This is a genomic window from Nocardioides sp. TF02-7, assembly GCF_022437945.1.
Taxonomy (GTDB): Bacteria; Actinomycetota; Actinomycetes; order Propionibacteriales; family Nocardioidaceae; genus Nocardioides.
In genome coordinates this window covers 3636277-3659655 of sequence record NZ_CP092535.1, presented here as the reverse complement: position 1 = coordinate 3659655, position 23379 = coordinate 3636277, and the positions used below count along the sequence as shown (strand labels likewise).

Genomic DNA, 23379 nt, shown 5'->3' with positions numbered 1-23379 from the left:
TTGAGGGCGCGCGGGCCGCGGGGGCTCGGCGACGGCGTCCAGGAACCCGTGGCGGCCGAACGAGCGGCGGACCGCGCGGACGACCTCGGTGTGGTCGACGGCTCCGGCCACGGAGACGACCATGTTGTCGGGCCGGTAGTGGCGGCGGTAGAAGCGCTGGATCTGGGCGCGGGTCATGGCGCCGATCGACTCGGTCGTGCCGGCGATCGGCCGGCCCAGCGGCGACTCGGCACCCCAGGCGAGCTCGGCGACGAGGTTCTGCACGACGTCGTCGGGGGTCGTCCTCGTGCATGGCGATCTCGTCCAGGATGACGTCACGCTCGGCGTCGACGTCGTGCGGCTCGAGGAGCGAGCCGGTGACCATGTCGCCGAGCACGTCGACGGCCAGCGGCAGGTCCTCGCCGAGGACCCGGGCGTGGAAGCAGGTGTACTCCTTGGCGGTGAAGGCGTTGAACTCGCCGCCGACGGCGTCGAGCGCCACGGAGATGTCGAGCGCGGAGCGCTCGTGGGTGCCCTTGAACAGCAGGTGCTCGAGGAAGTGCGAGCCGCCGTGGGTCGTGGGCGTCTCGTCGCGGGAGCCGACGCCGGTCCAGACGCCGATCGACGCCGACCGGGCACCGGCCATCTGCTCGGTGACGATCCGCAGGCCCGACGGCAGCACCGTGCGGCGTACCCGCGAGGTGACGTGCCCGGTGGCGTCGCGGACGGTCTCCACCGTGCGGGTGGAGGCCCGGCCGGCTGACCGGGTAAGGCCGGACGGCCGGCCCGCGTGCTGCGGACCGGCCGTCGTCGGGAATGTGCTCAAGACGGGCTCACGCCTCCGCCTGCTCGGGCTCCCCCGCCCTCGCCGGCGTCGGAGGCGCCCTCGGACTCCTCCACGACCGGGATCAGCGACAGCTTGCCGCGGTCGTCGATCTCGGCGATCTCGACCTGGAGCTTCTGGCCGACGGAGACCACGTCCTCGACGTTCTCGACCCGCTTGCCGCCGGCGAGGCCGCGCAGCTTGCTGATGTGCAGCAGGCCGTCCTTGCCGGGCAGCAGCGAGACGAACGCGCCGAAGTTGGTGGTCTTGACGACGGTGCCGAGGTAGCGCTCCCCGACCTCCGGCATGGTCGGGTTGGCGATCGCGTTGACGGCCTGGCGGGCGGCCTCCGCGGCCTCGCCGTTGGTCGCACCGATGTAGACGGTGCCGTCGTCCTCGATCGACAGCGTCGCGCCGGTGTCGTCCTGGATCTGGTTGATCACCTTGCCCTTGGGGCCGATGACCTCGCCGATCTTGTCGACGGGCACCGTGACGGTGATGATCCGCGGGGCGTGGACCGACATCTCCTCGGGGCCGTCGATGGCCTCGCCCATGACGTCGAGGATCGCCATCCGCGCGTCCTTGGCCTGGCCGAGCGCCTGGGCGAGGACCTCGGCGGGGATGCCGTCGAGCTTGGTGTCGAGCTGGAGCGCGGTCACGAACTCGCGGGTGCCGGCGACCTTGAAGTCCATGTCGCCGTAGGCGTCCTCGGCGCCGAGGATGTCGGTGAGCGCGACGTACGACGTCTCGCCGTCGACCTCGCCGGAGATCAGGCCCATCGCGATGCCGGCCACGGGCGCCTTGAGCGGCACACCGGCCTGCAGCAGCGACAGCGTCGAGGCGCACACCGAGCCCATCGACGTCGAGCCGTTGGAGCCCATCGCCTCGGAGAGCTGACGGATCGCGTAAGGGAACTCCTCGCGCGACGGCAGTACCGGCAGCAGCGCGCGGCGCGCCAGGGCGCCGTGGCCGACCTCGCGACGCTTGGGCGAGCCGACGCGGCCGGTCTCGCCGGTGGAGAACGGCGGGAAGACGTACTTGTGCATGTAGCGGCGCGACTTCTCCGGGGAGAGGGTGTCGAGCTGCTGCTCCATCTTGAGCATGTCGAGGGTGGTGACGCCCAGGATCTGGGTCTCGCCCCGCTCGAACAGCGCCGAGCCGTGGACCCGCGGGATCACGCCGACCTCGGCGTGGAGCGGCCGGATGTCGGCGAGGCCGCGCCCGTCGATGCGGACCTTGTCGCGGAGCACGCGCTCGCGGACCAGCTGCTTGTTGAGCGAGCGGAACGCGGCGCCGATCTCCTTCTCGCGGCCCTCGAACTGCGGGCCGACCTCGTCGAGCAGGGCGGCCTTGATCTGGTCGAGGCGCTCCTCGCGCTCCTGCTTGCCCCCGATGGTGAGCGCCTCGGCGGTCTGGGTGCGCACGGCGGCCTCGACGGCGGCGTAGACGTCGTCCTCGTAGTCGAGGAAGACCGGGAACTCCTGGACCGGCTTCGCGGCCTGCTTGGCCAGCTCGGCCTGCGCCTCGCACAGCTGCTTGATGAACGGCTTGGCGGCGTCGAGACCGCCGGCGACGACGTCCTCCGACGGCGCCTGGGCGCCGGTCTGCACGAGCTCGAAGGTCTGCTCGGTGGCCTCGGCCTCGACCATCATGATCGCGACGTCACCGGACTCGGTCACCCGGCCGGCCACGACCATGTCGAAGACGGCGCGCTCGAGCTGGCTGTGGGTGGGGAAGGCCACCCACTGGCCGTCGACGAGGGCGACGCGGACGCCGCCCACCGGGCCGGAGAACGGCAGGCCGGAGAGCTGGGTGGAGATCGACGCGGCGTTGATCGCGAGCACGTCGTAGGGCATGTCGGGGTCGAGCGCCAGCACCGTGATGACGACCTGGACCTCGTTGCGCAGGCCCTTCTTGAAGGTCGGGCGCAGCGGGCGGTCGATCAGCCGGCAGGTGAGGATCGCGTCCTCGCTGGGGCGGCCCTCGGACCGGAAGAACGAGCCGGGGATCTGGCCGACGGCGTACATCCGCTCCTCGACGTCGATCGTCAGCGGGAAGAAGTCGAAGTGGTCCTTCGGCTGCTTCGACGCGGTCGTCGCCGACAGGAGCATGGTGTCGTCGTCGAGGTAGGCGGTCACCGAACCGGCGGCCTGGCGGGCGAGCAGCCCGGTCTCGAACTTGACGGTGCGGGTTCCGAACTTCCCGTTGTCGATGACGGTCTCGACGGCGGAGATGACGGGTTCAGTCACGTGGGACTTCCTTCGTTCGCGGTGCGATCCGCGACCGTCCGCGTCCGGCCCGGGGGGCCAGTGGTGACCGGTCTTCGATCGAGACCCACAGACCGGCGGTCTGGGGATCACTACCGAGGACCGGGTCGACCCGGAAGGCCGGCGGGGACGCGAATCGCTCCAGTTGATGGTGTTGTTCAGTTGTTCCGCGCTGCAATGTAGCGGTGGGGGACCCACCAGGTGGTGGATCCCCACACGCGAAGTTCAGCGGCGCAGGCCGAGGCGCTCGACGAGCGAGCGGTAGCGCTCGATGTCGGTCTTCTTCAGGTAGTTGAGGAGCCGACGGCGCTGGCCGACCAGGAGCAGCAGGCCGCGCCGGCTGTGGTGGTCGTGCTTGTGCTGCTTCAGGTGCTCGGTGAGGTGGGAGATCCGGTGGCTCAGGAGCGCGACCTGCACCTCGGGCGAGCCGGTGTCGCCCTCGTTCGTGCCGTACTCGGCGATGATCTTCTTCTTGACCTCAGCGGGGGTTCCGACAGCCATGGGCTTCCTTCCAGCTCACTCGTTGCGCGGCGCGCCCGGGCCTGTTCACCGGGGCACTCTCTGTCCGCGGCCGTTCCTACGGCAACCGCTCAAGGCTATCAGCGCCCCCTCACCGGGCCGAATCCCCGAGCGTGCGCACCAGCAGGTCGACGTACCGGTCGCGGTGGGCGCGCAAGGCCACCGAGACGACCGAGCCGGCGCAGCTGTCGGGGCTGAAGGCGAACCGGGTGGCGCCGTAGGTGACCGGGTCGGTGCGCTCGACGGTCACCGCCGTACGCCGGACGTCGACCACCCCGGGATCGACCAGGCAGGCGACGGCCAGGGGGTCGTGGAGCGGCGCCGCGTTCAGCGCGAGCATGGCCTCGTCGCGGCGGTACCAGGCGATCCGCTCCTCCAGCAGGTCGGCCGCGGTCTGCGCCGCCGGCGTCCCGGTCGACCGGAGGCGGGTGACGTCGACGCCGGTGAGCGGCGCGGAGAAGGTCGCGTCCATCGTGATCAGCAGGATCTCGCGGAACGCCCCGGTGAACACGTCGTGGGCGGCCTCGGGGTCGCACCAGACGTTGCGCTCGGCGTGCGGCGTGACGCCCCGCTGCCGGTAGGCGCCGCCGAGCACGACCAGCCGTCGTACGGCGTCCGTGACGGCGGGGTCGGCGGCCACCAGGGCGGCGATGTTGCTGGAGCGGCCCGGTGGCGACGAGGGTGACCGGGTCGGTGGCGGCGCGGAGCGTCTCGAGCAGCCACTCGGCCGCCGGGGCGCCCGGCGCTGCGGTGGCCGGGGGCAGCGGGAGGCGGGGCGGCAGGTCGTCACGGCCCGGCGGGACCGCGCAGACCCGCGGCCGGACCGGCCCGTCGGCGCCGGGGTGGACGCCGACGTCGTCGCGGCCGATGCGCGCGAGCACCCGGAGCGTGTTGTCGGTGGTGCCGCGGACGTCGTGATTGCCCCCACACCGTGGTCACGCCGAGCAGGTCCAGCGCGGGGTGGTGCGCGGCCAGCATGATCGCGACCGCGTCGTCGCTGCCCGTGTCGCAGTCGAGGACCACCGGGATCCGGGGGTGGCCGGTCACGGCCCTGGCACCTCCTGGGCCGACTGCGCTGCCGTCGCCGGCGCCGTCAGACGCGGTCGTCGCGGTGCACCGTCTGCGACCCGTCGGGGTGGGTGGTGCTGTTGTAGCGGCTCCGGCGCGACGCGGCGGTCACCGCGGTCAGCACGATCGCTAGCAAACCGACGCCGGCGAGGATCCAGCCGATCAGCGTGAGGTCCACGCTCTCGACCCGGTCCTGCACGGCCAGCGCGAGGATCAGCCCGAGCGCGAGCAGGAAGATGCCGAGTCCGTAACCCATGTGACCTGTCCCTTCGGTGGCGGGTCGTCCTTGCACCCGAGGAGGTACCCAGCCGGGCGCGGACCATCCGAGCCGCCGGCGACGCTCGGGCGCTCAGCCGGCGGTCACGGGGCGCCGGGCCGCTCCCGTGCGCGCAGGGCGAGGTAGACCGCGCGCATGCCCACGGCGCGCTCGAGCTCCCGGAGCAGCCCTCCGAAGAACTGCTCGCGGTAGGCGTCGTCGGTCACCGTGGAGACCGTGAGGTAGAGCAGCGAGAACGACGCGAGGAAGAACGACACCCGGAGCAGCTCCACCGACACGGTGGGCAGCCACTCGGCGCTCCGCAGGCTCTCGGACCCGGTCCAGGCCAGCTGCACGCTGTCGGTCATCACCAGCGACCCGAAGACCAAGAAGAACGCGAACACGCCGGCGGCGATCAGGACGACCTGCACCAGCTGGACGACCAGGAGCGACAGCACGAGGTTCCAGCGCTCGTAGCCGACGATCGTGGCGTACGACGCCGGGTCGGCGTCCGGGTCGGCCACCAGGTCGACGCACGCCTCCTCCAGCGGCGTGTCCCGGCAGGCGCGCAGGAGGAACGCGTCGTCCACGTCGTCGTCGACCTTGTCGACCTCCTCGGGGAGGCGGATCACGAGGAACGTCAGCGCCGTCGCCGCGAACAGGAGCGCCGTGAGCCACAACGCCCCCACGCTGACGGCGGCAGCCATCTGCCAGACCTCGGCGTTGATGAAGAGGAACGTCACGAACAGCAGCAGCAGCGGCAGCGCCCGCATCACCATCGGGAGCAGCCGGCGGAGCGAGCCGAACGTGCGGCTCAGGCCCCAGCCCAGGATGTGGCCCGCCCGCAGCGCCGTCACCCCGTAGGTGACCAGCGCCAGCACCGCGATCGTGACCAGGACGGCCGGGCCGGCACCCAGGTCGCCGGAGACCGAGACCAGCGCCACCGCGACCGACAGCGCGACCACGACGACGAGGACGGCCGGGACGAGCGTGCGCCGCACCCGCAGCGCCGCGCGCACCGCCGCCCGCTGCTCGGGCACGAAGTAGGTCAGCCCGTGCCGCAGGAACCAGGCGTCGGTCGCCACGAGCACCGGGCCGGCCGCACGGTCGCTCATGCGGATGCGCCCAGGATCTCCCGTGTCCGGGCCACGTCCTCGGCCATCGCCTCCAACAGCGCTTCGACCGACTCGAACCGCACCATGCCGCGGATCCGGTCGACGAACTCGACCTCCACCTCCGCCCCGTAGAGCTCCAGGTCGGTGCGGTCCAGCACGTAGGCCTCCACCCGGCGCTCGCGCTGCCCGTCGAAGGTCGGGTTGGTGCCGACGCTGATCGCGGCGGGGAGGGCCTCGCCGTCCGGTCCGGCCGGGCCGTCCAGCCGCCGCAACCGGCCGGCGTACACCCCGTCGGCCGGTGCCGCGGCGCCGGGGACCACCGGGACGTTCGCGGTCGGGTAGCCGAGCCCGCGGCCACGCTTGTCGCCCTCGACGACGACGCCCCGGGTGACGTAGGGCCGGCCCAGCGCCTCCGCCGCGCCGGCGACGTCACCGGCGGCGAGGCAGGTGCGGACGTAGGTGGACGACCACACCTGGGGTCCCCCGTCGAGCTCGACCGCGTCGACGACGAAGTCGCGGGTGGCGCCGGCCTCCCGCAGCAGCTGGCAGTCGCCGGCGGCCCGGTTGCCGAACCGGAAGTTGGCGCCGACGACGACCGCCCGGGCGTGGAGGGTGCCGACGAGGATCCGGTCGATGAACTCCTCCGGCGTCCAGGCGGCGATCTCGCGGGAGAACGGGATCACGAGCACGTGGTCGACGCCGGCCTCCTCGAGCAGCCGCAGCCGCTCGTCGATGGTCGTCAGCGTCGGAGGGGCGTGCTCGGGACGCAGCACCGCAATCGGGTGCGGGTCGAACGTGACGGCGACGACGGTGCCGACCCCGACCTCGTTCGCCACCTCACGCGTGCGTCGTACGACGTGCTGGTGGCCGAGGTGCATGCCGTCGAAGTTGCCGATCGTGACGACGGTGCGCCCGAGATCCGCAGGGACGTCCTCGAACCTTCTCCACACGCGCACGGGCGCCAGACTACTGATCCCCGTCAGCCGACGAAGACGGCGACCGGGCGGGCGCGGCCCCCCGTCGGGGCGGTAGAGGGCGAGGAACTCGCCGTCAGGCGCGAAGACGGCGGTGACCGCGGCGAGCTGGAGCGGCAGCGGCCGGCCGTGCCGGACGGCCTGCGCCTGGTCGGCGTCGAGGTCGATCGAGGCGAACGTCGCCCGGGCCGCCTCGGCCAGCCCCGTCACGTGGAGGTGGTCGAGGTCCGTGTCGGCGCCGTCGATGGTGAACGGGCCGACGGAGTGGCGCCGCAGCCGGGTCAGGTGGCCGCCGACCCCGAGGGCGGTCCCGAGGTCGCGGGCGATCGCCCGGACGTACGTGCCGCTCGAGCACCGCAGCCGGACCTCGACGTCGAGGAACTCGCCGTCGCGGCGGAACGCGCCCGCCTCGATGGCGTGGACGGTGATCCTACGGGCCTCGAGCCGCACCTCCTCGCCGGCGCGGGCCCGGGCGTAGGCCCGTCGGCCGTCGACCTTGATCGCCGAGACCGTCGACGGCACCTGCTCGATCTCGCCCTCGAACGCCGCGAGCGCGGCACGGACGGCGTCGTCGCTCAGGCCCGCCGCCGGCGTGGTCGCCATGACCTCGCCCTCGGCGTCGTCGGTCGTGGTGGCCGCGCCCAGCCGCACCGTCGCTGCATAGGTCTTCTCGGTCAGCATCAGGTGGCCGAGCAACCGGGTGGCGCGCTCGACACCGAGCACGAGCACGCCGGTCGCCATCGGGTCGAGGGTGCCGGCGTGGCCGACCTTGCGGGTGCCGAGGGTCCGCCGCGCCCGGGCGACGACGTCGTGGGACGTCATGCCGGCGGGCTTGTCGACGACGACGAGCCCCGACGGCGCGCCGCCCATCAGGCCTCGTCCTCGTCCTCTACGTCTGTCTCGACAGCTTCGCCCGTCTCCTCCGAGGCCTCGCGCGGCTTCCGGTACGGGTCGGGCTCGCCGGCCGGCCGCGCGCCCTCGCGGGCCGCGGCGACGGCGGCGTCCGCCTCCCGCGCGCGGGCCAGCACCTCGTCGAGATGCCGGGCGCTCTCGGGAATCGCGTCCAGCTCGAACGCGATGCTCGGCACGTGCCGCATGCCGAGCTGCTTGCCGACCTCAGAGCGGATCACGCCCTTGGCCGACTCCAGCGCGGTCGCGGTCGCCTTCTGGTCGGCGTCCTCACCGAGCACCGTGTAGAAGACCGTCGCGTTCTGGGCGTCGCCCGTGAGCCGGACGTCGGTGACCGTGACGAACCCCAGCCGCGGGTCCTTGATCCGGCGCTCGAGCATCTCGGCCACGATCACCTGGATCCGGTCCGCGATCTTGCGCACGCGCGGGCTACTCATGCTTCGTTCCTATCAGTGAGACGGCTGCGCCGCCCGGTCCGAGGGGACCGGGCGGCACAGCGGGGAGTGATCAGCTGCGCGGGATCTCGCGCATCTCGAACGCCTCGACGACGTCGCCCTCCTTGATGTCCTGGAAGTTCCGGAGCACGAGACCGCACTCGAAGCCCTCCCGGACCTCCGACGCGTCGTCCTTCTCCCGCCGCAGCGAGGACAGGTCGAGGTTGTCGGCGACGACGGCACCGTCGCGGATGACCCGGTACTTGGCGTTGCGCCGGATCACGCCGCTGGTGACCATGCAGCCGGCGATGTTGCCGATCCTCGAGGAGCGGAAGATCGCACGGATCTCCGCCTGGCCGAGGGTGGCCTCCTCGAACTCCGGCTTGAGCATGCCCTTGAGCGCCGCCTCGATCTCCTCGATCGCCTGGTAGATGACCGAGTAGTACTTGATCTCGACGCCCTCCTGGTCGGCCAGCTCGGCCACCTTGCCCTCGGGCCGGACGTTGAAGCCGATGATCACCGCGTCGGACGCCGCCGCGAGGTCGACGTTCGCCTTCGTGATCGCACCGACGCCGCGGTCGATGACGCGCAGCGACACCTCGTCGCCGACCTCGATCTGGGCCAGGGGAGTCCTCGAGCGCCTCGACCGAACCGGACACGTCGCCCTTGAGGATGAGGTTGAGCTCCTGCGCCTCGCCCTTCTCCATGGAGGCCATGAAGTCCTCGAGCGAACGACGGGCACGCCGCTTGGCCTGCTGGGCGGCACGCTCGCGCGCCTCCCGCTTCTCGGCGATCTGCCGGGCCATCCGGTCGTCCTCGACCACGAGGAAGTTCTGACCGGCACCGGGCACCGCCGAGAGACCGAGCACGAGCGCCGGGCGGGCCGGGTCGGCCACCTCGAGCTCGTTGCCGTGCTCGTCGAGCATCGCCCGGACGCGTCCGTGCGCCGGACCGGCGACGATCGAGTCGCCGACCCGCAGCGTGCCGCGCTGGACCAGCACCGTCGCCACCGGACCACGGCCGCGGTCGAGGTGCGCCTCGACCACGAGGCCCTGCGCCTGCTGGGTGGGGTTGGCCCGCAGGTCCAGTGACGCGTCGGCCGTCAGCACGACCGCCTCGAGCAGCTTGTCGAGGTTGAGCCCGGCCTTCGCGGAGACGTCGACGAACATCGCGTCGCCGCCGTACTCCTCGGGGACCAGGCCGTACTCGGTGAGCTGGCCGCGGACCTTGGTCGGGTCGGCCTCCGGCTTGTCGACCTTGTTCACCGCGACCACGATCGGCACGTCGGCGGCCTTGGCGTGGTTGAGCGCCTCGACCGTCTGCGGCATCACGCCGTCGTCGGCCGCCACCACGAGGATCGCGATGTCGGTCGCCTGCGCACCACGGGCACGCATGGCCGTGAACGCCTCGTGACCGGGGGTGTCGATCAGGGTGATCCGGCGGTCCTCGCCGTCGACGTCGGTGTGCACCTGGTAGGCACCGATGTGCTGGGTGATGCCACCGGCCTCCTTGTCGACGACGTTCGCGTTGCGGAGCGCGTCGAGGAGCTTGGTCTTTCCGTGGTCGACGTGACCCATGACGGTGACCACCGGCGGGGCGGACCACCAGGTCGGACTCGTCGCCCTCGTCGGCGCCGAACTCGATGTCGAAGGACTCGAGCAGCTCGCGGTCCTCGTCCTCGGGCGAGACGACCTCGACCTTGTAGTTGAGCTCCTCACCGAGCAACTCCAGGGTCTCGTCGCCCACCGACTGGGTGGCCGTGACCATCTCGCCGAGGTGGAAGAGCATCTGCACCAGCGACGCGGCGTCGACGCCGATCTTCTCGGCGAAGTCGGTCAGCGAGGCACCGCGCGCGAGGCGGACGGTCTCGCCGTTGCCCTTGCGGACCCGCATGCCGCCGATCGTCGGGGCCTCCATGGCCTCGAACTCCTGGCGACGCGCCCGCTTGGACTTACGACCGCGACGGGCCGGACCGCCGGGGCGACCGAAGGCGCCCTGCGTCTGGCCGCGCTGGCCGGGACGACCGCGACCACCGCCACCGGGGCCGAAACCGCCCGGACCGCGACCGCCGCCGGGTGCGCCGGCACCGGCTCCGGCGCGACCGCCGCCACCGGGGCGGCCGGGGGCACCGGACCGGCCGGGGCCGCCGGGACCACCGGGTCCGCGACCCGGGCCACGGCCACCGCCGCCACCGCCCTGGCCGAAGAGGGCCGGGTTCTTGGGCATCATCGCCGGGTTGGGACGGGGCATGCCCGGACGGGCGGGCGGCCGGGGGCCACCCGGACCGGCCTCGCCGTCGCGCGCCGGCGGCGCGGGCCGGCGGCCCATGCCCTGCGCGGACGAGAACGGGTTGTTGCCGGGCCGGGGCGTGCCGCCGGGCTTGCCGACGGGGCGCGGCGCGGGCGCCTTGGGCGTCGGCGGCCCAGGGGCCGCCGGCTTCGGCGCCGTCGGCTTGGCGGCAGGCGCAGCGGGGGCCGCCGGCGCAGCAGGCGGCTCCTCGGTCGGGGCGGGCGCCGCGGCAGCCGCCGGCTTCGCGGTGGGCTCGGCGGGAGCGGCCGGCTGTGCGGGGCTCGGCCGGCTGCTCCGGCGCGGGCGCCTTGGGCTTGGGGCCGGGCTTGGGGGCGGTCGCCTTCTTGGCGGCCGGCTTCTCCTCGGCGGGCTTGTCCGCCTTCTTCTCCTCGGCGGGCTTCATGCGGGCGAGGAGCTCGGCACCGTAGGTGTCCTCGAACTTCTTCACCGCCGGCAGCTCGATGCTCGAGGATGCCGTCTTGGCGAACTCGCCGATTGCGTTCAGCTTCTCCAGCGCTTCCTTGCTGGGGATGCCGTACTTCTTCGCGAGCTCGGAAACTCGGGTCTTGGCCACGTCTCTCCTTCTGGCCTGAAGACCCGGTTCCTGGGGTGTTTCAGACCGTTGGTGGATGCTGCAGAACGAACTGGCTCATCGCGAGGTACTCATCGAGTGCTCATGAGCTGCTGCTCCAGTTTCTTTTCCGGTCGGTCAGTGCTGTTGCTGTCGCGAGGTGAGGTAGTCACCCACCGGTGCGCTGGAGACCCCTCCCCTTTCCCCGCCGCGAGGCGGAGGGCGCGGGCGAAGGCCTTCCGGCGCACCGCGAGCTCGTAGCACTCGGTCACGGGGTGCAGGTGCGCTCCGCGGCCGGGTGCGGTGCCGTCGGGATCGGGCAGGGCGACCGGTCCCCCGGTCGTCGCGTCCGAGCCGGCGACCACTCGCAACAACTCACGCTTGGCGGCCCGCTGCCGGCACCCGATGCACGTCCGCACCGGTCCCGCGAGGGGAACCCGGTCCGGGCGAGCAGGGGAACTCCGTCGGCTTGCCACCGAGGTACCAGTCTACCCACGGACGCCACCGGAATCCGAAACGGGCGCGCCCCCGTGCTCCGCCACCCGCCGACCCGGCTCGTCTCTGCACCTCCAACGCCCCGACTCGTCCCATCCCGGCACCTCAAACGGCCCGACCCGTCCCATCTCCGCACCTCAAACGGCCCGACCCGGCTCGTCTCAGCAGACTGACGCGCGGAGATGCGCCGGTCGACGCGTTCTGCGTGCCGAGATGAGCCGGGTCGACGCGTTCTGCGTGCCGAGATGAGCCGGGTCGGCGCATTCTGCGTGCCGAGATGAGCCGGGTCGGCGGTGTGCGTCACTCCGACGCGGCGGGCTCCTCGTCGGAGTGGATGTCGATGCGCCAGCCGGTGAGCCGGGCGGCGAGCCGGGCGTTCTGCCCCTCCTTGCCGATGGCGAGCGAGAGCTGGAAGTCGGGGACGACGACCCGGGCCGACTTGGCGGCGGCGTCGACGACCTGGACCGAGCTGACCTGCGCCGGCGACAGGGCGTGCGCGACCAGCTCGGCCGGGTCGTCGGACCAGTCGACGATGTCGATCTTCTCGCCGCCGAGCTCGGCCATCACCGCGCGGACGCGCTGGCCCATCGGGCCGATGCACGCGCCCTTGGCGTTGACGCCCTGCACGGTCGAGCGGACGGCCATCTTGGTGCGGTGGCCGGCCTCACGGGCGATCGCGGCGATCTCGACGGTGCCGTCGGCGATCTCGGGCACCTCGAGCGCGAACAGCTTCTTCACCAGGCTCGGGTGCGAACGCGACAGCGTGACCTGAGGTCCGCGCATGCCCTTGCGCACCGACACGACCAGGCACTTGATCCGGGTTCCGTGGCGGTAGTCCTCCCCCGGCACCCGCTCGCTCACCGGCAGCAGGGCCTCGAGCTTGCCCAGGTCGACGAGCACGTCGTCGGGGTTGCGGCCCTGCTGGATGACGCCGGAGATGATGTCGCCCTCCTTGCCGGAGAACTCCCCGAACCGCACCTCGTCCTCGGCGTCGCGGAGCCGCTGGAGCATGATCTGCTTCGCGGTGGTGGCCGCGATCCGGCCGAACCCCTGGGGCGTGTCGTCGTACTCCCCGATCCGGTTGCCGTCGTCGTCGAGCTCCGCCGCCCACACGGTGACGTGGCCCGAGCGCCGGTCGAGCTCGACCCGTGCGTCCTCCTGGGCGCCCGGCGTCTTGTGGTACGCCGTCAGCAGCGCCTGCTCGATCGCCTCGACGAGGACGTCGAACTTGATCTCCTTCTCCCGCTCCAGCATCCGCAGGATGCTCAGGTCGATGTCCATCGTCAGTCGTCGCCTTCCTTGCGGTTGAACTCGATCTGCACCAGCGCCTTGGCCACGTCGGCGTAAGGCACGGTGCGCTCGGCGCCCCCGACGTCGAGGGTGGCGCTGTCGTCGCCGGAGTCACGGACCCGGCCGGTGACGGTGCTGCCGTCGGTGAGCGTGACACGGACCAGCCGCGACCGGTTGCGCCGCCAGTGTCGCGGCAGGGTGAGCGGGCGGTCGACGCCACGCGAGGTCACCTCGAGCGTGTAGGGCTGCTCGCCCATCACGTCGGAGTCCTCGAGGGCAGCGTCGACGGCCTTCGTGGCCGCGGCGACGTCGTCGAGGGTGACGCCGCCGTCCTTGTCGACGGCGATCCGCAGCACGCGCCGCCTGCCGGCCGGGGTGAGCTCCACCGCCTCGACGTCGAGGTCGAGGGCCGCCAGCGGCCGGGTGACCTCGGCCTCCACGGCTGCGACGACGGCGGACTGGCTCGAGCTCATGGGTGAGACCCCCGTGTCCTGTTGTGGCGGTGCTGGTTGTGGCGGTGCTGCCTGCGTCGCGCACGGCGCGACGTGCGATCCGTCCACGATAGCGGGTCGCGGCGAGGGTGGCGGAGGGCCGCGCCGGGGCCGACGCGAAGGCCGTGATCCTCTACAGTCGCCGCGTGCACCGACACCCGCGCGCGACCCGTCGAGCGGTGCTCGCCGCCTGTGCGGGCACCGGGGTCGCGCTCGTCGCGGGGTGCGGATCCGACCGCACGGGCGGCCCGGCGCCGGGCCCCGGCGCCGACCCCACCGAGCCGGCCGTCGACGCCGACTCCGATCTCGTGGCCGAGGTCGCCGCCGAGCTCGAGGCGGCGGTCGCCGCGGCGACGGCGACCGCACGGCAGCACCGCGCCCTCCGCCCCCTCGCCCGACGGCTGGCGAGCCTGCACCGCTCCCACCTCGCGGAGCTGGGGCGCGACGGGTCGGTCCGGCCGGCGACCGCACCGCCCGGGCCGCAGGCCGCGGCCCGGGAGCGGCTGCTGCGCACCGAGGCGCGCCTGCAGCGCCGCCTCACCGCGGCCGCGGTGGAGGCCGAGAGCGGTGCGCTTGCGCAGGTCCTCGCAGCGATGGCGGCGGCGGTGGCCCAGCAGCGGGCGGTGGCGGCATGACCGCGCTCGACGCGCTCGGGACGGCGCTCGCTGCCGAGCACGCGGCGGTGTTCGTCTACGGCGCGCTCGGCGGCCAGACCTCGCAGTCCAGCGACCCGCAGCTGTTCGCCGAGGTCACCGACGCGTACGTCGTGCACCGCGGCCGGCGCGACCGGTTGACCGCGATGATCACCGAGGCGGGCGGTGAGCCGCCGGCGGCCGAGCCCGGTTACGACCTGCCGGCCGACCTCTCCGGGCCGGTGGCCGTCGCCGACCGGGCGCTGCGGGTCGAGCGGGCGTGCGCGGCCACCTACGCCTACGTCGTCGCCAGCACCGCCGGCGAGGAGCGGCAGTGGGCCGTGGCCGCCCTCGTCGACGCCGCCGTGCGGCAGGTGACGTTCGGCGGCGAGCCGACGGCACTGCCGGGTCTCTGAGGGCCCGAAGCGAAGCAGCGGTCCGTGCCTCCGCCTCCGGGGAACTCCCGAGACGTCCCCCGGAGCACGGAGGCACGGACCGCTGACGACCGGGGACAACGGTCATCGCTTCACGATCGAGGGAGGTGGGGGCTCTTCGATCGCTGCGTGCACGATTGTGCAACGCTGCAGGCCCTCCGGCGCTCGTTCCCGCCATCCTCATAAACTCGCAGTGCAGGAACCTGCAACAGCGAGGCGCGCGGGTCAGCGCCAGGGCTCGATGAGCGACGGGATCTCGGCCAGCCGGTGCGCCACCGCGTCCGGTACGCCGTGGGTGTGGCCGAGCTGCTCGGTGGGGATGTCGGAGTGCGGCACGTGGATCGCCCGCATCCCCGCCTGCTGCGCGCCCCAGACGTCGTCGTAGAGCCGGTCGCCGACGTAGACGCACCGGCCCGGGTCGTCGACGCCGACGGCCGCCATCGCCGCCGCGAAGGCCTGGGGCGACGGCTTCGTCCACGGGATCTCGCTGGTGTAGACGTCGCCGTCGACCAAATGGGCGACGCCGTCGCGCTCGAAGAACCCGACGTGCCACGCGCGCGGCCAGATCGTGTTGGAGAGCACGCCGACCCGGATGCCCTCGCCCCGGGCGTCTCCCACAGCGGGCCGACCTCCGGGTCGGTCTGGGTGTGCGGCTCCCAGAACTCGTAGTAGGCGGTGAGCAGGTCGGGGTCGTGGTCGAGGCCGGCCTCGGCGAACAGGTCGGCCAGCGTCGAGCTCCGGTGTTCGTCGCGGCTGCGGCCCCAGATCACGCTGCCCGCCGTCAGCAGCCGGCTCGCGTGGGAGGACACCGCGAGCGCCCGGTCGTCCTCCGGGTCGGGCGTCGCCACCACGGCCGCCGCCAGCGCGACCGACTCCGCGTGGAAGTCGATGTCGTGCCAACGGGTGAGGGTCCCGCCCCAGTCGAAGATCACCGCGTCGACGCCACCGGCCACGGTCACATCCTGCCTTCCCGGAGGTAGTTGACGTGCCAGCCCAGCGCCTCCTCGAGCAGGTGCGGGGTGTGCCGGGCGTGCGGCCGGGCGGCGCGCGCCCGGGCGACGTAGTCGCGCAGCCGGTCACGGTAGTCGGGGTGCGCGCACCGGTCGATCACCCGCTCGGCGCGGTCGCTCGGGGAGAGCCCGCGGAGGTCGGCCAGCCCCTGCTCGGTGACCAGCACGTGCACGTCGTGCTCGGTGTGGTCGACGTGGCTCACCATCGGCACGATCTTGGAGACGGCGCCGGCCTTGGCTGTCGACGGCGCGACGAAGAAGTTGAGGTAGGCGTTGCGGGCGAAGTCGCCGCTTCCGCCGATGCCGTTCATGATGGCCGAGCCCATCAGGTGAGTGGAGTTGACGTTGCCGTAGATGTCGGCCTCGAGCATGCCGTTGACCGCGATCACGCCCAGCCGCCGTACGAGCTCGGGGTGGTTGGAGATCTCCTGGCTGCGGAGGAGGATCCGGCCCTTGTAGGAGCCGACGTTGTCGAGGAACCGGCGCTGCCCCTCCGGGGACAGCCCGAACGACGTCGACGAGAGGGGAAACCAGCTTGCCCGCGTCGAGGAGGTCGAGGAGCCCGTCCTGGATCACCTCGGTGAACGCGGTCATGCCCTCGAACTCGCTGGCGAGCAGCCCCTCCATCACCGCGTTGGCGACGTTGCCCACGCCGGACTGGAGCGGCAGCAGCGACGACGGGATCCGGCCGGCGCGCACCTCGTGGCGGAGGAAGTCGACGAGCAGGTCGGCCATCGCCCGGGACGCGTCGTCCGGCGGGTCGAGCGGGGTGTTGCGGTCGGGCGCGTCGGTCTCGACGACCGCGACCACCTTGGCCGGGTCGACCCGCAGGTAGGGGTCGCCGATGCGCTGCATGGGGTGGGTCAGCTGGATGGGGATCCGGTGCGGCGGGAGGGCCGCGCCGTAGTAGACGTCGTGGAAGCCCTCCAGGTCGCGCGGCAGCCACCGGTTGACCTCGAGGATCACCTTGCCGGCTTGGTCGAGCCAGGTCTTGTTGTTGCCGACCGACGTCCCGGGCACGAGCAGCCCGTTGGGCAGGACGGCCGCGACCTCCACGACGGCCACGTCGAGCGGCCCGTAGAACCCGAACCACGCCTGCTGGGCGGCGTGCGAGAGGTGGGCGTCGACGTAGTCGACGGTGCCGTCGTTGATGAGGCGCCGCAGGTCGGGGTCGGAGTTGTAGGGGAGCCGCTTGTCGAGGCCGTCGACGCCGGCCAGCACCCCGTCCACCTCCGGGCCGGTGGACGCACCGGACCAGAGCCCGACCCGGAAGTCCTCGCCGCGATCACGCGCAGCCGCGATCCGTGCCGCCAGCGCGCGCGGCACCGCCTTGGGGAATCCGGCGCCGGTGAACCCGCTGATGCCGACCGAGTCGCCCGGCTGGACGACCGCCGCCGCCTCCGCCGCGGTCGTGACCCGCCCGGCCAGGGCCGGGCACGTGATCCGCTCGAGCATCGTCAGCGGTGCCCGGCGCCGGTGGCGCCGGCCGAGGCGACCAGCCCGACGAGGTGCTCGACGGCGCCGTCGACCGGGACCTCGGTGCGCTCGCCGGTGCGGCGGTCCTTCACCTCGACGACGCCGTCGGCGAGACCGCGCCCGACGGTGACGATCGTGGGGACCCCGATCAGCTCGGCGTCCTTGAACTTCACGCCGGGACTGACCTTCGGCCGGTCGTCGAGCAGCACCTCCACACCGCGGGCGTCGAGGTTGGCGGCGAGCCGGGCGGCGGCCTCGAACACGGCCTCGTCCTTGCCGGTCGCGACGACGTGCAGGTCGTACGGCGCGACGTTGCGCGGCCAGCACAGCCCGATGTCGTCGAGGGTGTTCTCCGCGATCGCGGCGACCGCGCGGGAGGGCCCGATGCCATAGGAGCCCATCGTGACGGTCACGAGCTTGCCGTTCTCGTCGAGGACCTGGAGGCCGAGCGCGTCGGCGTACTTGCGGCCGAGCTGGAAGATGTGGCCCATCTCGATGCCGCGTGCCGCCTCCAGGGTGCCGCCCTGGTCGTGGCCGCACCGGGGGCACGCGTCGCCGTCCACCACGTTGGCGGCCTCGATGGTGCCGTCGGGGGTGAAGTCGCGGCCGACGACGAGGTCGATGACGTGGCTGCCCTCGACGTTGGCGCCGGTCACCCACCGGGTGCCCTCGACGACGCGGGGGTCGACGACGTAGCGGATCCCGCTCTTGCCCTCCTCGCCGAGCACCTCGGGTCCGATGTAGCCCTTCACCAGCGCGGGGTGCTTCGCGAGCTCGTCGTCGTCCATCGGCTCGACGTCGATCGGCTCCAGCTGGCCGCCGAGCCGCTTGAGGTCGACCTCGCGGTCGCCGGGCACGCCGATGGCCAGCGGCTCCCTCTTGCCGTCGGGGTGCACGAGCACCACGAGGACGTTCTTGAGGGTGTCGGCGGCCGTCCACGGACGGTCGTCCCGGGGGAAGCGCTCGTTGAGGTGGTCGACGAGCGTGGCGATGGTGGGCGTGCCGGGCGTCGCCTCCGCGTGCGCGGCGGGCGCGTCGTCGTAGGGCACCGGCTCGGGGGCCCGCACCTCGACGGCCTCGACGTTGGCGGCGTAGTCGCAGCGCGTGCAGCGGACGTAGGTGTCCTCGCCGACCTCGGCCTTGGCGAGGAACTCCTCGGACCGGGAGCCGCCCATCGCGCCCGAGGTGGCCTTGACGATGACGTACTCGAAGCCGAGCCGGTCGAAGATCCGCACGTAGGCCTCGCGGTGGGCGCGGTAGCTCGCGTCGAGCCCGGCGTCGTCGACGTCGAAGGAGTAGGAGTCCTTCATCGTGAACTCCCGGCCCCGCAGCAGCCCGGCTCGGGGACGCGCCTCGTCGCGGTACTTCGTCTGGATCTGGTAGATCGACAGCGGCAGGTCCTTGTAGGAGGAGTAGAGGCCCTTGACCAGGAGCGTGAACATCTCCTCGTGCGTGGGGCCGAGCAGGTAGTCGGCGCCCTTGCGGTCCTGGAGCCGGAACAGGTTCGGGCCGTACTCCGTCCAGCGGTTCGACGCCTCGTAGGGCTCCCGCGGCAGCAGGGCGGGGAAGCTGACCTCCTGGGCACCGATCGCGTCCATCTCCTCGCGGATGATGTTCTCGATCTTGCGCAGCACCCGCAGCCCGAGCGGCAGCCACGTGTAGATCCCGGGCGCCGCGCGGCGGATGTAGCCCGCCCGGACCAGCAGCCGGTGGCTCGGCACCTCGGCGTCCGCGGGGTCCTCGCGCAGGGTGCGGACGAACAGGGTCGACATCCGGGAGATCATGCGCAAAGGGTAGGCGGGGCCGCGCCGCGCGCCGCAACCGGATTGCCCGGGACGAGGTCAGAACATCACGGTGGCGAACCGGGCGGACTCCCGGAAGCCGACCCGCTCGTAGGCGAGGCGCGCGGCGTGGTTCCACTCGTTGACGTAGAGCGACACCGAGGGGGCGATCCGCTCCCTCACCAGCTGCACCACCGCAGCCATGCCGGCGGTGGCCAGGCCCTCGCCGCGCCGGTGCGGCGGCACCCACACGCCCTGGACCTGGGCGGCGTCGGGGGGTGGCGCAGGCGACCTCGGCCTTGAAGACCAGCTCGTCGCCGTCGTAGCGCGCGAACGACCAGCCGCGGCTGATCAGCTGGGCCACCCGCGTGCGGTAGAGGTCGGCTCCTCCCCCGACCTCCGGCGACACCCCCGACCTCCTCGGTGTACATCGCGACGCACGCCGGGTAGAGCGACTCGAGGTCCTCGCGCACGGTCGGCCGCACCGCCGGGTCGGGCGCCACGACCGGCGGCCCCTCGATGACCATGTGCCGCTGGTCCCAGCGCTCCTCGCGCGGGCGTCCCCAGGCGCCGCCGACCTCGTCCCAGAACGCGCGGACGGCGTCCTGCGGGCCGACGATCGTGGAGGCGGTACGACGACGCGCGAGCGCCCGGGCGGCGAACGCAACGGCGTCCTCGGCGCGGGCCTGGACGGGCACCAGGTTGGCGGCCACGTGGCACGCCGCGACCAGCAGCCCGTCCTCGAACCGGCCCCACATCTCGCCGCCCAGCCAGCGGGGCTCGAGCCCGGTGGTGCGGGCGCGGTGGATCGCGAACACGTTGACCACCGGCTCCTGGTCGGCCAGCTCCAGGAACGCGTCCAGGTCGGCGGCCGCCAGGACGCGCACACCGCTCCGGGTCGTCAGCACGAGCCGAGCCTACGAGGCGGAGCCGTCGGCGGCCATCCGGTGTCCGGCTGACCGCTCCTGCGGTGCGCTCAGGAGATGCTGACCTGGGGCTCGGCGCCCTCGACCGGCTCCATCGCCTCGGCGATCCGCATCGCCTCCTCGATGAGCGTCTCCACGATCTCGGACTCGGGCACGGTCTTGATCACCTCGCCCTTGACGAAGATCTGGCCCTTGCCGTTGCCGGAGGCGACGCCGAGGTCGGCCTCGCGGGCCTCACCGGGACCGTTGACGACGCAGCCCATGACCGCGACCCGCAGCGGGACCTCCAGGCCGTCGAGGCCGGCGGTCACCTGGTCGGCGAGCTTGTAGACGTCGACCTGCGCCCGGCCGCAGCTGGGGCAGGAGACGATCTCGAGCCGGCGCGGCCGCAGGTTGAGCGACTCCAGGATCTGCAGCCCGACCTTGACCTCCTCGACCGGCGGTGCGGACAGCGAGACCCGGATCGTGTCGCCGATGCCCTTGCTGAGCAGCGCACCGAACGCGGTCGCGGACTTGATGGTGCCCTGGAACGCGGGCCCGGCCTCGGTGACGCCGAGGTGGAGCGGCCAGTCGCCCTGCTCGGCGAGCAGCTCGTAGGCGCGCACCATCACCACGGGGTCGTTGTGCTTCACCGAGATCTTGAAGTCGTGGAAGTCGTGCTCCTCGAAGAGGCTCGCCTCCCACACGGCCGACTCGACGAGCGCCTCGGGCGTGGCCTTGCCGTGCTTCTCCAGCAGCCGCTTGTCGAGCGACCCGGCGTTGACGCCGATCCGGATCGAGGTGCCGTGGTCCTTCGCGGCCCGCGCGATCTCCTTGACCTGGTCGTCGAACTTCTTGATGTTGCCGGGGTTGACGCGGACGGCGGCGCACCCGGCCTCGATGGCGGCGAAGACGTAGCGCGGCTGGAAGTGGATGTCGGCGATGACCGGGATCTGGCTGTGCCGGGCGATCTCCGGGAGCGCGTCGGCGTCGTCCTGGCTCGGGCACGCCACCCGCACGATGTCGCAGCCGGACGCGGTGAGCTCGGCGATCTGCTGCAGCGTGCTGTTGACGTCGGCCGTCAGCGTCGTCGTCATCGACTGCACCGAGATCGGGTGGTCGCTGCCGACACCGACCTTGCCGACCTGGATCTGCCGGGTCTTGCGGCGGGGAGCCAGCACCGGCGGCGGGGCGGTGGGCATGCCGAGGCCGATAGCGGTCATGGCTCCAGGGTACTTCCGGGGGCCGCGCGGACGGGATTCGGCGACGCCCCCGCAGGCCCGGTCAGGACGTCAGCCGGACCGGCACGACGAGGTCGCCGACGATCAGCACGACACCCATGACCAGCATCGCGCTCGCGACGACGTAGGCCACCGGCAGCAGCTTCGCGGCGTCGACGTACCCGGGGTCGGGGCGCCCGCGGAGCCGGGCGAACCGGCGGCGCAGCGCCTCCCACACCGCGCTGGCGATGTGACCGCCGTCGAGCGGCAGCAGCGGCACGAAGTTGAACATGCCGATGAAGAAGTTGAAACCGGCGATGAGCATCAGCAGCGACATCACCTTCTGGTCCACGAGGATCTCCTCGTGCGCCGCCGTCTCGCCGGCGAGCCGGCCGCCGCCGACGATGCTGACCGGACCGGTGGGGTCGCGCTCCTCCAGACCGACGATCGCCTGCGCGACGTCGAACACCTTCGCCGGCAGGGTCGCCAGCGCCTCGACGACGTCGACGGTCATCACGCCCATCTGCTCGAGCGTGTAGAGCGGCCCGCCGGTCGTCGGGCTGCTCTCCGGGCGCACGCCGAGGAACCCGACCGGCTCCGGCTCCTCGGCCTCGGCGTCGAGGAACCGCGGCGTCACCGTCGTGGCGGTCTCGACCTGCACCTCGCCGCCGTCGCGCTCGAGCAGGATGGTCGCGCGGTCGTCGCCGTTGCCGCGGATCATCTGCTGCAGGTGGGTCCAGTCGCGGACCTCCACCCCGTTGAAGGCGACGATCCGGTCGCCCGAGCGGATCCCGGCCTCGTACGCCGGGGGTCGGGCTGGTGGCGATCTCCTCGTCCGTGCAGACCCGGCCCGACTCCTCGACCGGCACGACGCAGGCCTGCACCTCGTCGACGACGGTGCTGACGTCGGGGTCGGCCGCGTTGCCCCAGGTGGCGAAGACGCCGAGGAAGATCAGGAAGGCGATCAGGATGTTGACGCTCGGACCGCCGGCCATCACGACGATCTTCTTCCAGGGCGGCATCTTGTAGAACAGCCGGTCGGCGTCGCCGGGGCCGACCAGCTCCCACTCGGCGGCGCGCGCGTCGGAGATCAGCTGGGTGAACATGCCGGTGTTGGACTTGCGCACCCGGGTCACCTGGTTGCCCGCGGCGTCGACGGTCACCTCGTCGGCCAGCTCGGCGGCACCCGGCGGGGAGCATCCCGACGATCTTCACGTAGCCGCCGAGCGGGATCGCCTTGACGCCGTACTCCGGTCTCGCCGACCTGCTTGCTCCAGACAGTGGGGCCGAAGCCGACGAAGTACTGGGTGACCTTGCCGCCGAACTTCTTCGCCGGGACCAGGTGCCCGACCTCGTGCAGGGCGATCGAGACCAGGATCGCGACGGCGAAGACGACGACGCCGAGGGTGTAGAGAAGTGCGGTCATGCTGGCGTCAGGTCTCTCGGGTCGGCGCGGTCGTGGCGGTGGCCGCGATGGTCCGGCGGGCGGCGTCACGCGCCCACGCGTCGGCGGCGAGGACGTCGTCGAGCGTGAGCTGCTGGTCCGAGGGTACGTCGTGCTCGGTGAGCACGGACGCGATCACGTCGACGATGGCCGGGAACGGCAGCCGCCCGTCGTGGAAGGCGTCGACGCACACCTCGTTGGCGGCGTTGTAGACCGCCGGGGCGGTGCCGCCGCGGGCACCGGCCTCGCGGGCGAGCCGGACGGCGGGGAACGCGGTGTCGTCGAGCGGCTCGAACCGCCAGTCGGCGGCTCGGGTCCAGTCGACCGGCGACTCCGCGTCCGGCACCCGCTCGGGCCAGGCGAGGCCGAGGGCGATCGGCACCAGCATCGTCGGCAGCCCGATCTGGGCCACGACCGCGCCGTCGGTGAACTCCACCATGGAGTGGATCATCTGCTGCGGGTGCACCACGACGTCGATCCGCTCGAACGGCACGTCGAAGAGCAGGTGTGCCTCGATCACCTCGAGTCCCTTGTTGACGAGGGTCGCGGAGTTGGTGGTGATCACCGGGCCCATCGCGAAGTTCGGGTGCGCCAGCGCCTGCTCCGGCGTGACGCCGGCGAGGTCGTCGCGGCTCCGCCCGCGGAACGGGCCGCCGCTCGCGGTGAGGACCAGGCGGCGTACCTCGTCCGGGCGGCCGCCGCGCAGGCTCTGCGCGATCGCGCTGTGCTCGCTGTCGACCGGCACGATCTGGCCCGGCTTCGCACGCTCCTTGACCAGCGGGCCGCCGATGATCAGCGACTCCTTGTTGGCCAGCGCCAGGGTGCGGCCGGCGTCGAGGGCGGCGAGCGTCGGGCGGAGGCCGACCGCGCCGGTGATGCCGTTGAGCACGACGTCGCAGGGCAGCTGCGCCGCCTCCACCGACGCCTCCTCCCCCCAGCCCGGCGTGGAGGCCCGGGAACCGCTGCCGGCACTCGGCGACCTGCGCCTCGAACAGGT

General features: G+C 72.6%; 21 protein-coding genes and 6 pseudogenes. 3 read left to right on the top strand and 24 right to left on the bottom strand.

Translation table 11 applies throughout. The annotated features are described in order from the left end of the window. Positions 1 to 322 precede the first annotated feature (322 nt). The 14 genes and pseudogenes from MF408_RS18905 to rimP form a co-directional block, all read right to left on the bottom strand. Positions 323 to 625, bottom strand: a pseudogene (locus MF408_RS18905) (insulinase family protein); the annotation flags it as partial. Positions 626 to 801: 176 nt separating this feature from the next. After that, complete coding sequence (locus MF408_RS18900; protein WP_240248969.1) at positions 802 to 3051, bottom strand: polyribonucleotide nucleotidyltransferase; 2250 nt, start codon at positions 3049 to 3051, stop codon at positions 802 to 804. A gap of 243 nt (positions 3052 to 3294) precedes the next feature. Continuing rightward, complete coding sequence (gene rpsO / locus MF408_RS18895; RefSeq protein WP_240248968.1) at positions 3295 to 3570, bottom strand: 30S ribosomal protein S15; 276 nt, start codon at positions 3568 to 3570, stop codon at positions 3295 to 3297. A gap of 109 nt (positions 3571 to 3679) precedes the next feature. Continuing rightward, positions 3680 to 4378 carry a nucleoside hydrolase gene (locus tag MF408_RS18890; protein WP_275693231.1) on the bottom strand — a complete coding sequence of 233 codons (699 nt, stop codon included), beginning with the start codon at positions 4376 to 4378 and terminating at the stop codon, positions 3680 to 3682. Then, on the bottom strand, positions 4375 to 4635 hold the full coding sequence (locus tag MF408_RS25875) for a nucleoside hydrolase (RefSeq protein WP_275693230.1): 261 nt from the start codon (positions 4633 to 4635) through the stop codon (positions 4375 to 4377). Before MF408_RS25875 ends, MF408_RS18890 begins: the two co-directional genes overlap by 4 nt. Before the next feature lie 46 nt (positions 4636 to 4681). Continuing rightward, positions 4682 to 4912 (bottom strand): DUF6458 family protein, encoded by a 231-nt coding sequence (locus MF408_RS18885; RefSeq protein ID WP_240248967.1) that lies wholly within the window; start codon positions 4910 to 4912, stop codon positions 4682 to 4684. A gap of 104 nt (positions 4913 to 5016) precedes the next feature. Continuing rightward, positions 5017 to 6027, bottom strand: a complete 1011-nt coding sequence (locus MF408_RS18880; RefSeq protein ID WP_240248966.1) for a hypothetical protein — start codon at positions 6025 to 6027, stop codon at positions 5017 to 5019. Next, positions 6024 to 6968, bottom strand: a pseudogene (locus MF408_RS18875) (bifunctional riboflavin kinase/FAD synthetase); the annotation flags it as partial. The pseudogene MF408_RS18875 and the gene MF408_RS18880, both read right to left, overlap by 4 nt. Before the next feature lie 38 nt (positions 6969 to 7006). Continuing rightward, a pseudogene (gene truB / locus MF408_RS18870) lies at positions 7007 to 7871 on the bottom strand (tRNA pseudouridine(55) synthase TruB). Then, complete coding sequence (rbfA, locus tag MF408_RS18865; RefSeq protein ID WP_240248964.1) at positions 7871 to 8347, bottom strand: 30S ribosome-binding factor RbfA; 477 nt, start codon at positions 8345 to 8347, stop codon at positions 7871 to 7873. Before rbfA ends, truB begins: the two are co-directional and overlap by 1 nt. A 70-nt stretch (positions 8348 to 8417) precedes the next feature. After that, a pseudogene (gene infB, locus MF408_RS27115) lies at positions 8418 to 11207 on the bottom strand (translation initiation factor IF-2). 89 nt (positions 11208 to 11296) lie between these two features. Continuing rightward, on the bottom strand, positions 11297 to 11623 hold the full coding sequence (locus tag MF408_RS18850) for a YlxR family protein (RefSeq protein WP_275693228.1): 327 nt from the start codon (positions 11621 to 11623) through the stop codon (positions 11297 to 11299). A gap of 376 nt (positions 11624 to 11999) precedes the next feature. Further along, complete coding sequence (nusA, locus tag MF408_RS18845) at positions 12000 to 12980, bottom strand: transcription termination factor NusA (protein WP_240248963.1); 981 nt, start codon at positions 12978 to 12980, stop codon at positions 12000 to 12002. 2 nt (positions 12981 to 12982) lie between these two features. Beyond that, positions 12983 to 13462, bottom strand: coding sequence for a ribosome maturation factor RimP (rimP, locus tag MF408_RS18840; RefSeq protein WP_240248962.1), 480 nt, complete (start codon positions 13460 to 13462; stop codon positions 12983 to 12985). Between the two features lie 143 nt (positions 13463 to 13605). On the opposite strand from rimP, the gene MF408_RS18835 reads away from it, so the two are divergent. After that, entirely contained in the window at positions 13606 to 14115 is a 510-nt protein-coding gene (locus MF408_RS18835) for a hypothetical protein (protein ID WP_240248961.1), read from the top strand. After that, positions 14112 to 14528 (top strand): ferritin-like domain-containing protein, encoded by a 417-nt coding sequence (locus tag MF408_RS18830; protein WP_240248960.1) that lies wholly within the window; start codon positions 14112 to 14114, stop codon positions 14526 to 14528. The genes MF408_RS18835 and MF408_RS18830 overlap by 4 nt, the downstream gene beginning before the upstream one ends. Positions 14529 to 14771: 243 nt before the next feature. Here MF408_RS18830 and MF408_RS27110 read toward each other — a convergent pair whose 3' ends face one another. The 8 genes and pseudogenes from MF408_RS27110 to MF408_RS25865 form a co-directional block, all read right to left on the bottom strand. Next, positions 14772 to 15164: an HAD family hydrolase gene (locus MF408_RS27110; RefSeq protein ID WP_345893768.1), complete on the bottom strand. Its 393-nt coding sequence runs from the start codon at positions 15162 to 15164 to the stop codon at positions 14772 to 14774. Positions 15165 to 15501: 337 nt separating this feature from the next. Beyond that, positions 15502 to 17011, bottom strand: a pseudogene (locus MF408_RS18820) (succinate CoA transferase). A 2-nt stretch (positions 17012 to 17013) separates the two neighbouring features. Beyond that, on the bottom strand, positions 17014 to 18816 hold the full coding sequence (locus MF408_RS18815) for a proline--tRNA ligase (protein WP_240248958.1): 1803 nt from the start codon (positions 18814 to 18816) through the stop codon (positions 17014 to 17016). A 57-nt stretch (positions 18817 to 18873) separates the two neighbouring features. After that, positions 18874 to 19059, bottom strand: coding sequence for a GNAT family N-acetyltransferase (locus MF408_RS18810; RefSeq protein ID WP_240252041.1), 186 nt, complete (start codon positions 19057 to 19059; stop codon positions 18874 to 18876). Then, positions 18993 to 19721 (bottom strand): DUF4081 domain-containing protein, encoded by a 729-nt coding sequence (locus tag MF408_RS18805; RefSeq protein WP_240248957.1) that lies wholly within the window; start codon positions 19719 to 19721, stop codon positions 18993 to 18995. The genes MF408_RS18810 and MF408_RS18805 overlap by 67 nt, the downstream gene beginning before the upstream one ends. Before the next feature lie 68 nt (positions 19722 to 19789). Further along, a complete protein-coding gene (gene ispG, locus MF408_RS18800) occupies positions 19790 to 20941 on the bottom strand; it encodes a flavodoxin-dependent (E)-4-hydroxy-3-methylbut-2-enyl-diphosphate synthase (protein ID WP_240248956.1) in 1152 nt (383 codons plus the stop codon). A 61-nt stretch (positions 20942 to 21002) separates the two neighbouring features. After that, positions 21003 to 21575 carry a site-2 protease family protein gene (locus tag MF408_RS18795; protein ID WP_275693497.1) on the bottom strand — a complete coding sequence of 191 codons (573 nt, stop codon included), beginning with the start codon at positions 21573 to 21575 and terminating at the stop codon, positions 21003 to 21005. 48 nt (positions 21576 to 21623) lie between these two features. Continuing rightward, a pseudogene (locus tag MF408_RS25865) lies at positions 21624 to 21737 on the bottom strand (PDZ domain-containing protein); the annotation flags it as partial. A 20-nt stretch (positions 21738 to 21757) separates the two neighbouring features. Here MF408_RS25865 and MF408_RS18785 point away from each other — a divergent pair. Further along, positions 21758 to 21967: a hypothetical protein gene (locus MF408_RS18785; RefSeq protein ID WP_240248954.1), complete on the top strand. Its 210-nt coding sequence runs from the start codon at positions 21758 to 21760 to the stop codon at positions 21965 to 21967. A 130-nt stretch (positions 21968 to 22097) separates the two neighbouring features. Here the strand turns inward: MF408_RS18785 and MF408_RS18780 are convergent, their stop codons facing one another. Both MF408_RS18780 and dxr read right to left on the bottom strand, forming a co-directional pair. After that, positions 22098 to 22364: a site-2 protease family protein gene (locus MF408_RS18780; RefSeq protein WP_240248953.1), complete on the bottom strand. Its 267-nt coding sequence runs from the start codon at positions 22362 to 22364 to the stop codon at positions 22098 to 22100. Between the two features lie 7 nt (positions 22365 to 22371). Then, positions 22372 to 23301 (bottom strand): 1-deoxy-D-xylulose-5-phosphate reductoisomerase, encoded by a 930-nt coding sequence (dxr, locus tag MF408_RS18775; RefSeq protein WP_345893767.1) that lies wholly within the window; start codon positions 23299 to 23301, stop codon positions 22372 to 22374. Positions 23302 to 23379 lie beyond the last annotated feature (78 nt).

Excerpts from the sequence above, each read along its gene's own strand:
- rpsO (WP_240248968.1), bottom strand. The coding sequence starts at position 3,570 with ATGGCTGTCGGAACCCCCGCTGAGGTCAAGAAGAAGATCATCGCCGAG.
- MF408_RS18885 (WP_240248967.1), bottom strand. The coding sequence starts at position 4,912 with ATGGGTTACGGACTCGGCATCTTCCTGCTCGCGCTCGGGCTGATCCTC.
- MF408_RS18880 (WP_240248966.1), bottom strand. The coding sequence starts at position 6,027 with ATGAGCGACCGTGCGGCCGGCCCGGTGCTCGTGGCGACCGACGCCTGG.
- rbfA (WP_240248964.1), bottom strand. The coding sequence starts at position 8,347 with ATGAGTAGCCCGCGCGTGCGCAAGATCGCGGACCGGATCCAGGTGATC.
- nusA (WP_240248963.1), bottom strand. The coding sequence starts at position 12,980 with ATGGACATCGACCTGAGCATCCTGCGGATGCTGGAGCGGGAGAAGGAG.
- rimP (WP_240248962.1), bottom strand. The coding sequence starts at position 13,462 with ATGAGCTCGAGCCAGTCCGCCGTCGTCGCAGCCGTGGAGGCCGAGGTC.
- MF408_RS18830 (WP_240248960.1), top strand. The coding sequence starts at position 14,112 with ATGACCGCGCTCGACGCGCTCGGGACGGCGCTCGCTGCCGAGCACGCG.
- MF408_RS18815 (WP_240248958.1), bottom strand. The coding sequence starts at position 18,816 with ATGATCTCCCGGATGTCGACCCTGTTCGTCCGCACCCTGCGCGAGGAC.
- ispG (WP_240248956.1), bottom strand. The coding sequence starts at position 20,941 with ATGACCGCTATCGGCCTCGGCATGCCCACCGCCCCGCCGCCGGTGCTG.
- MF408_RS18780 (WP_240248953.1), bottom strand. The coding sequence starts at position 22,364 with ATGACCGCACTTCTCTACACCCTCGGCGTCGTCGTCTTCGCCGTCGCG.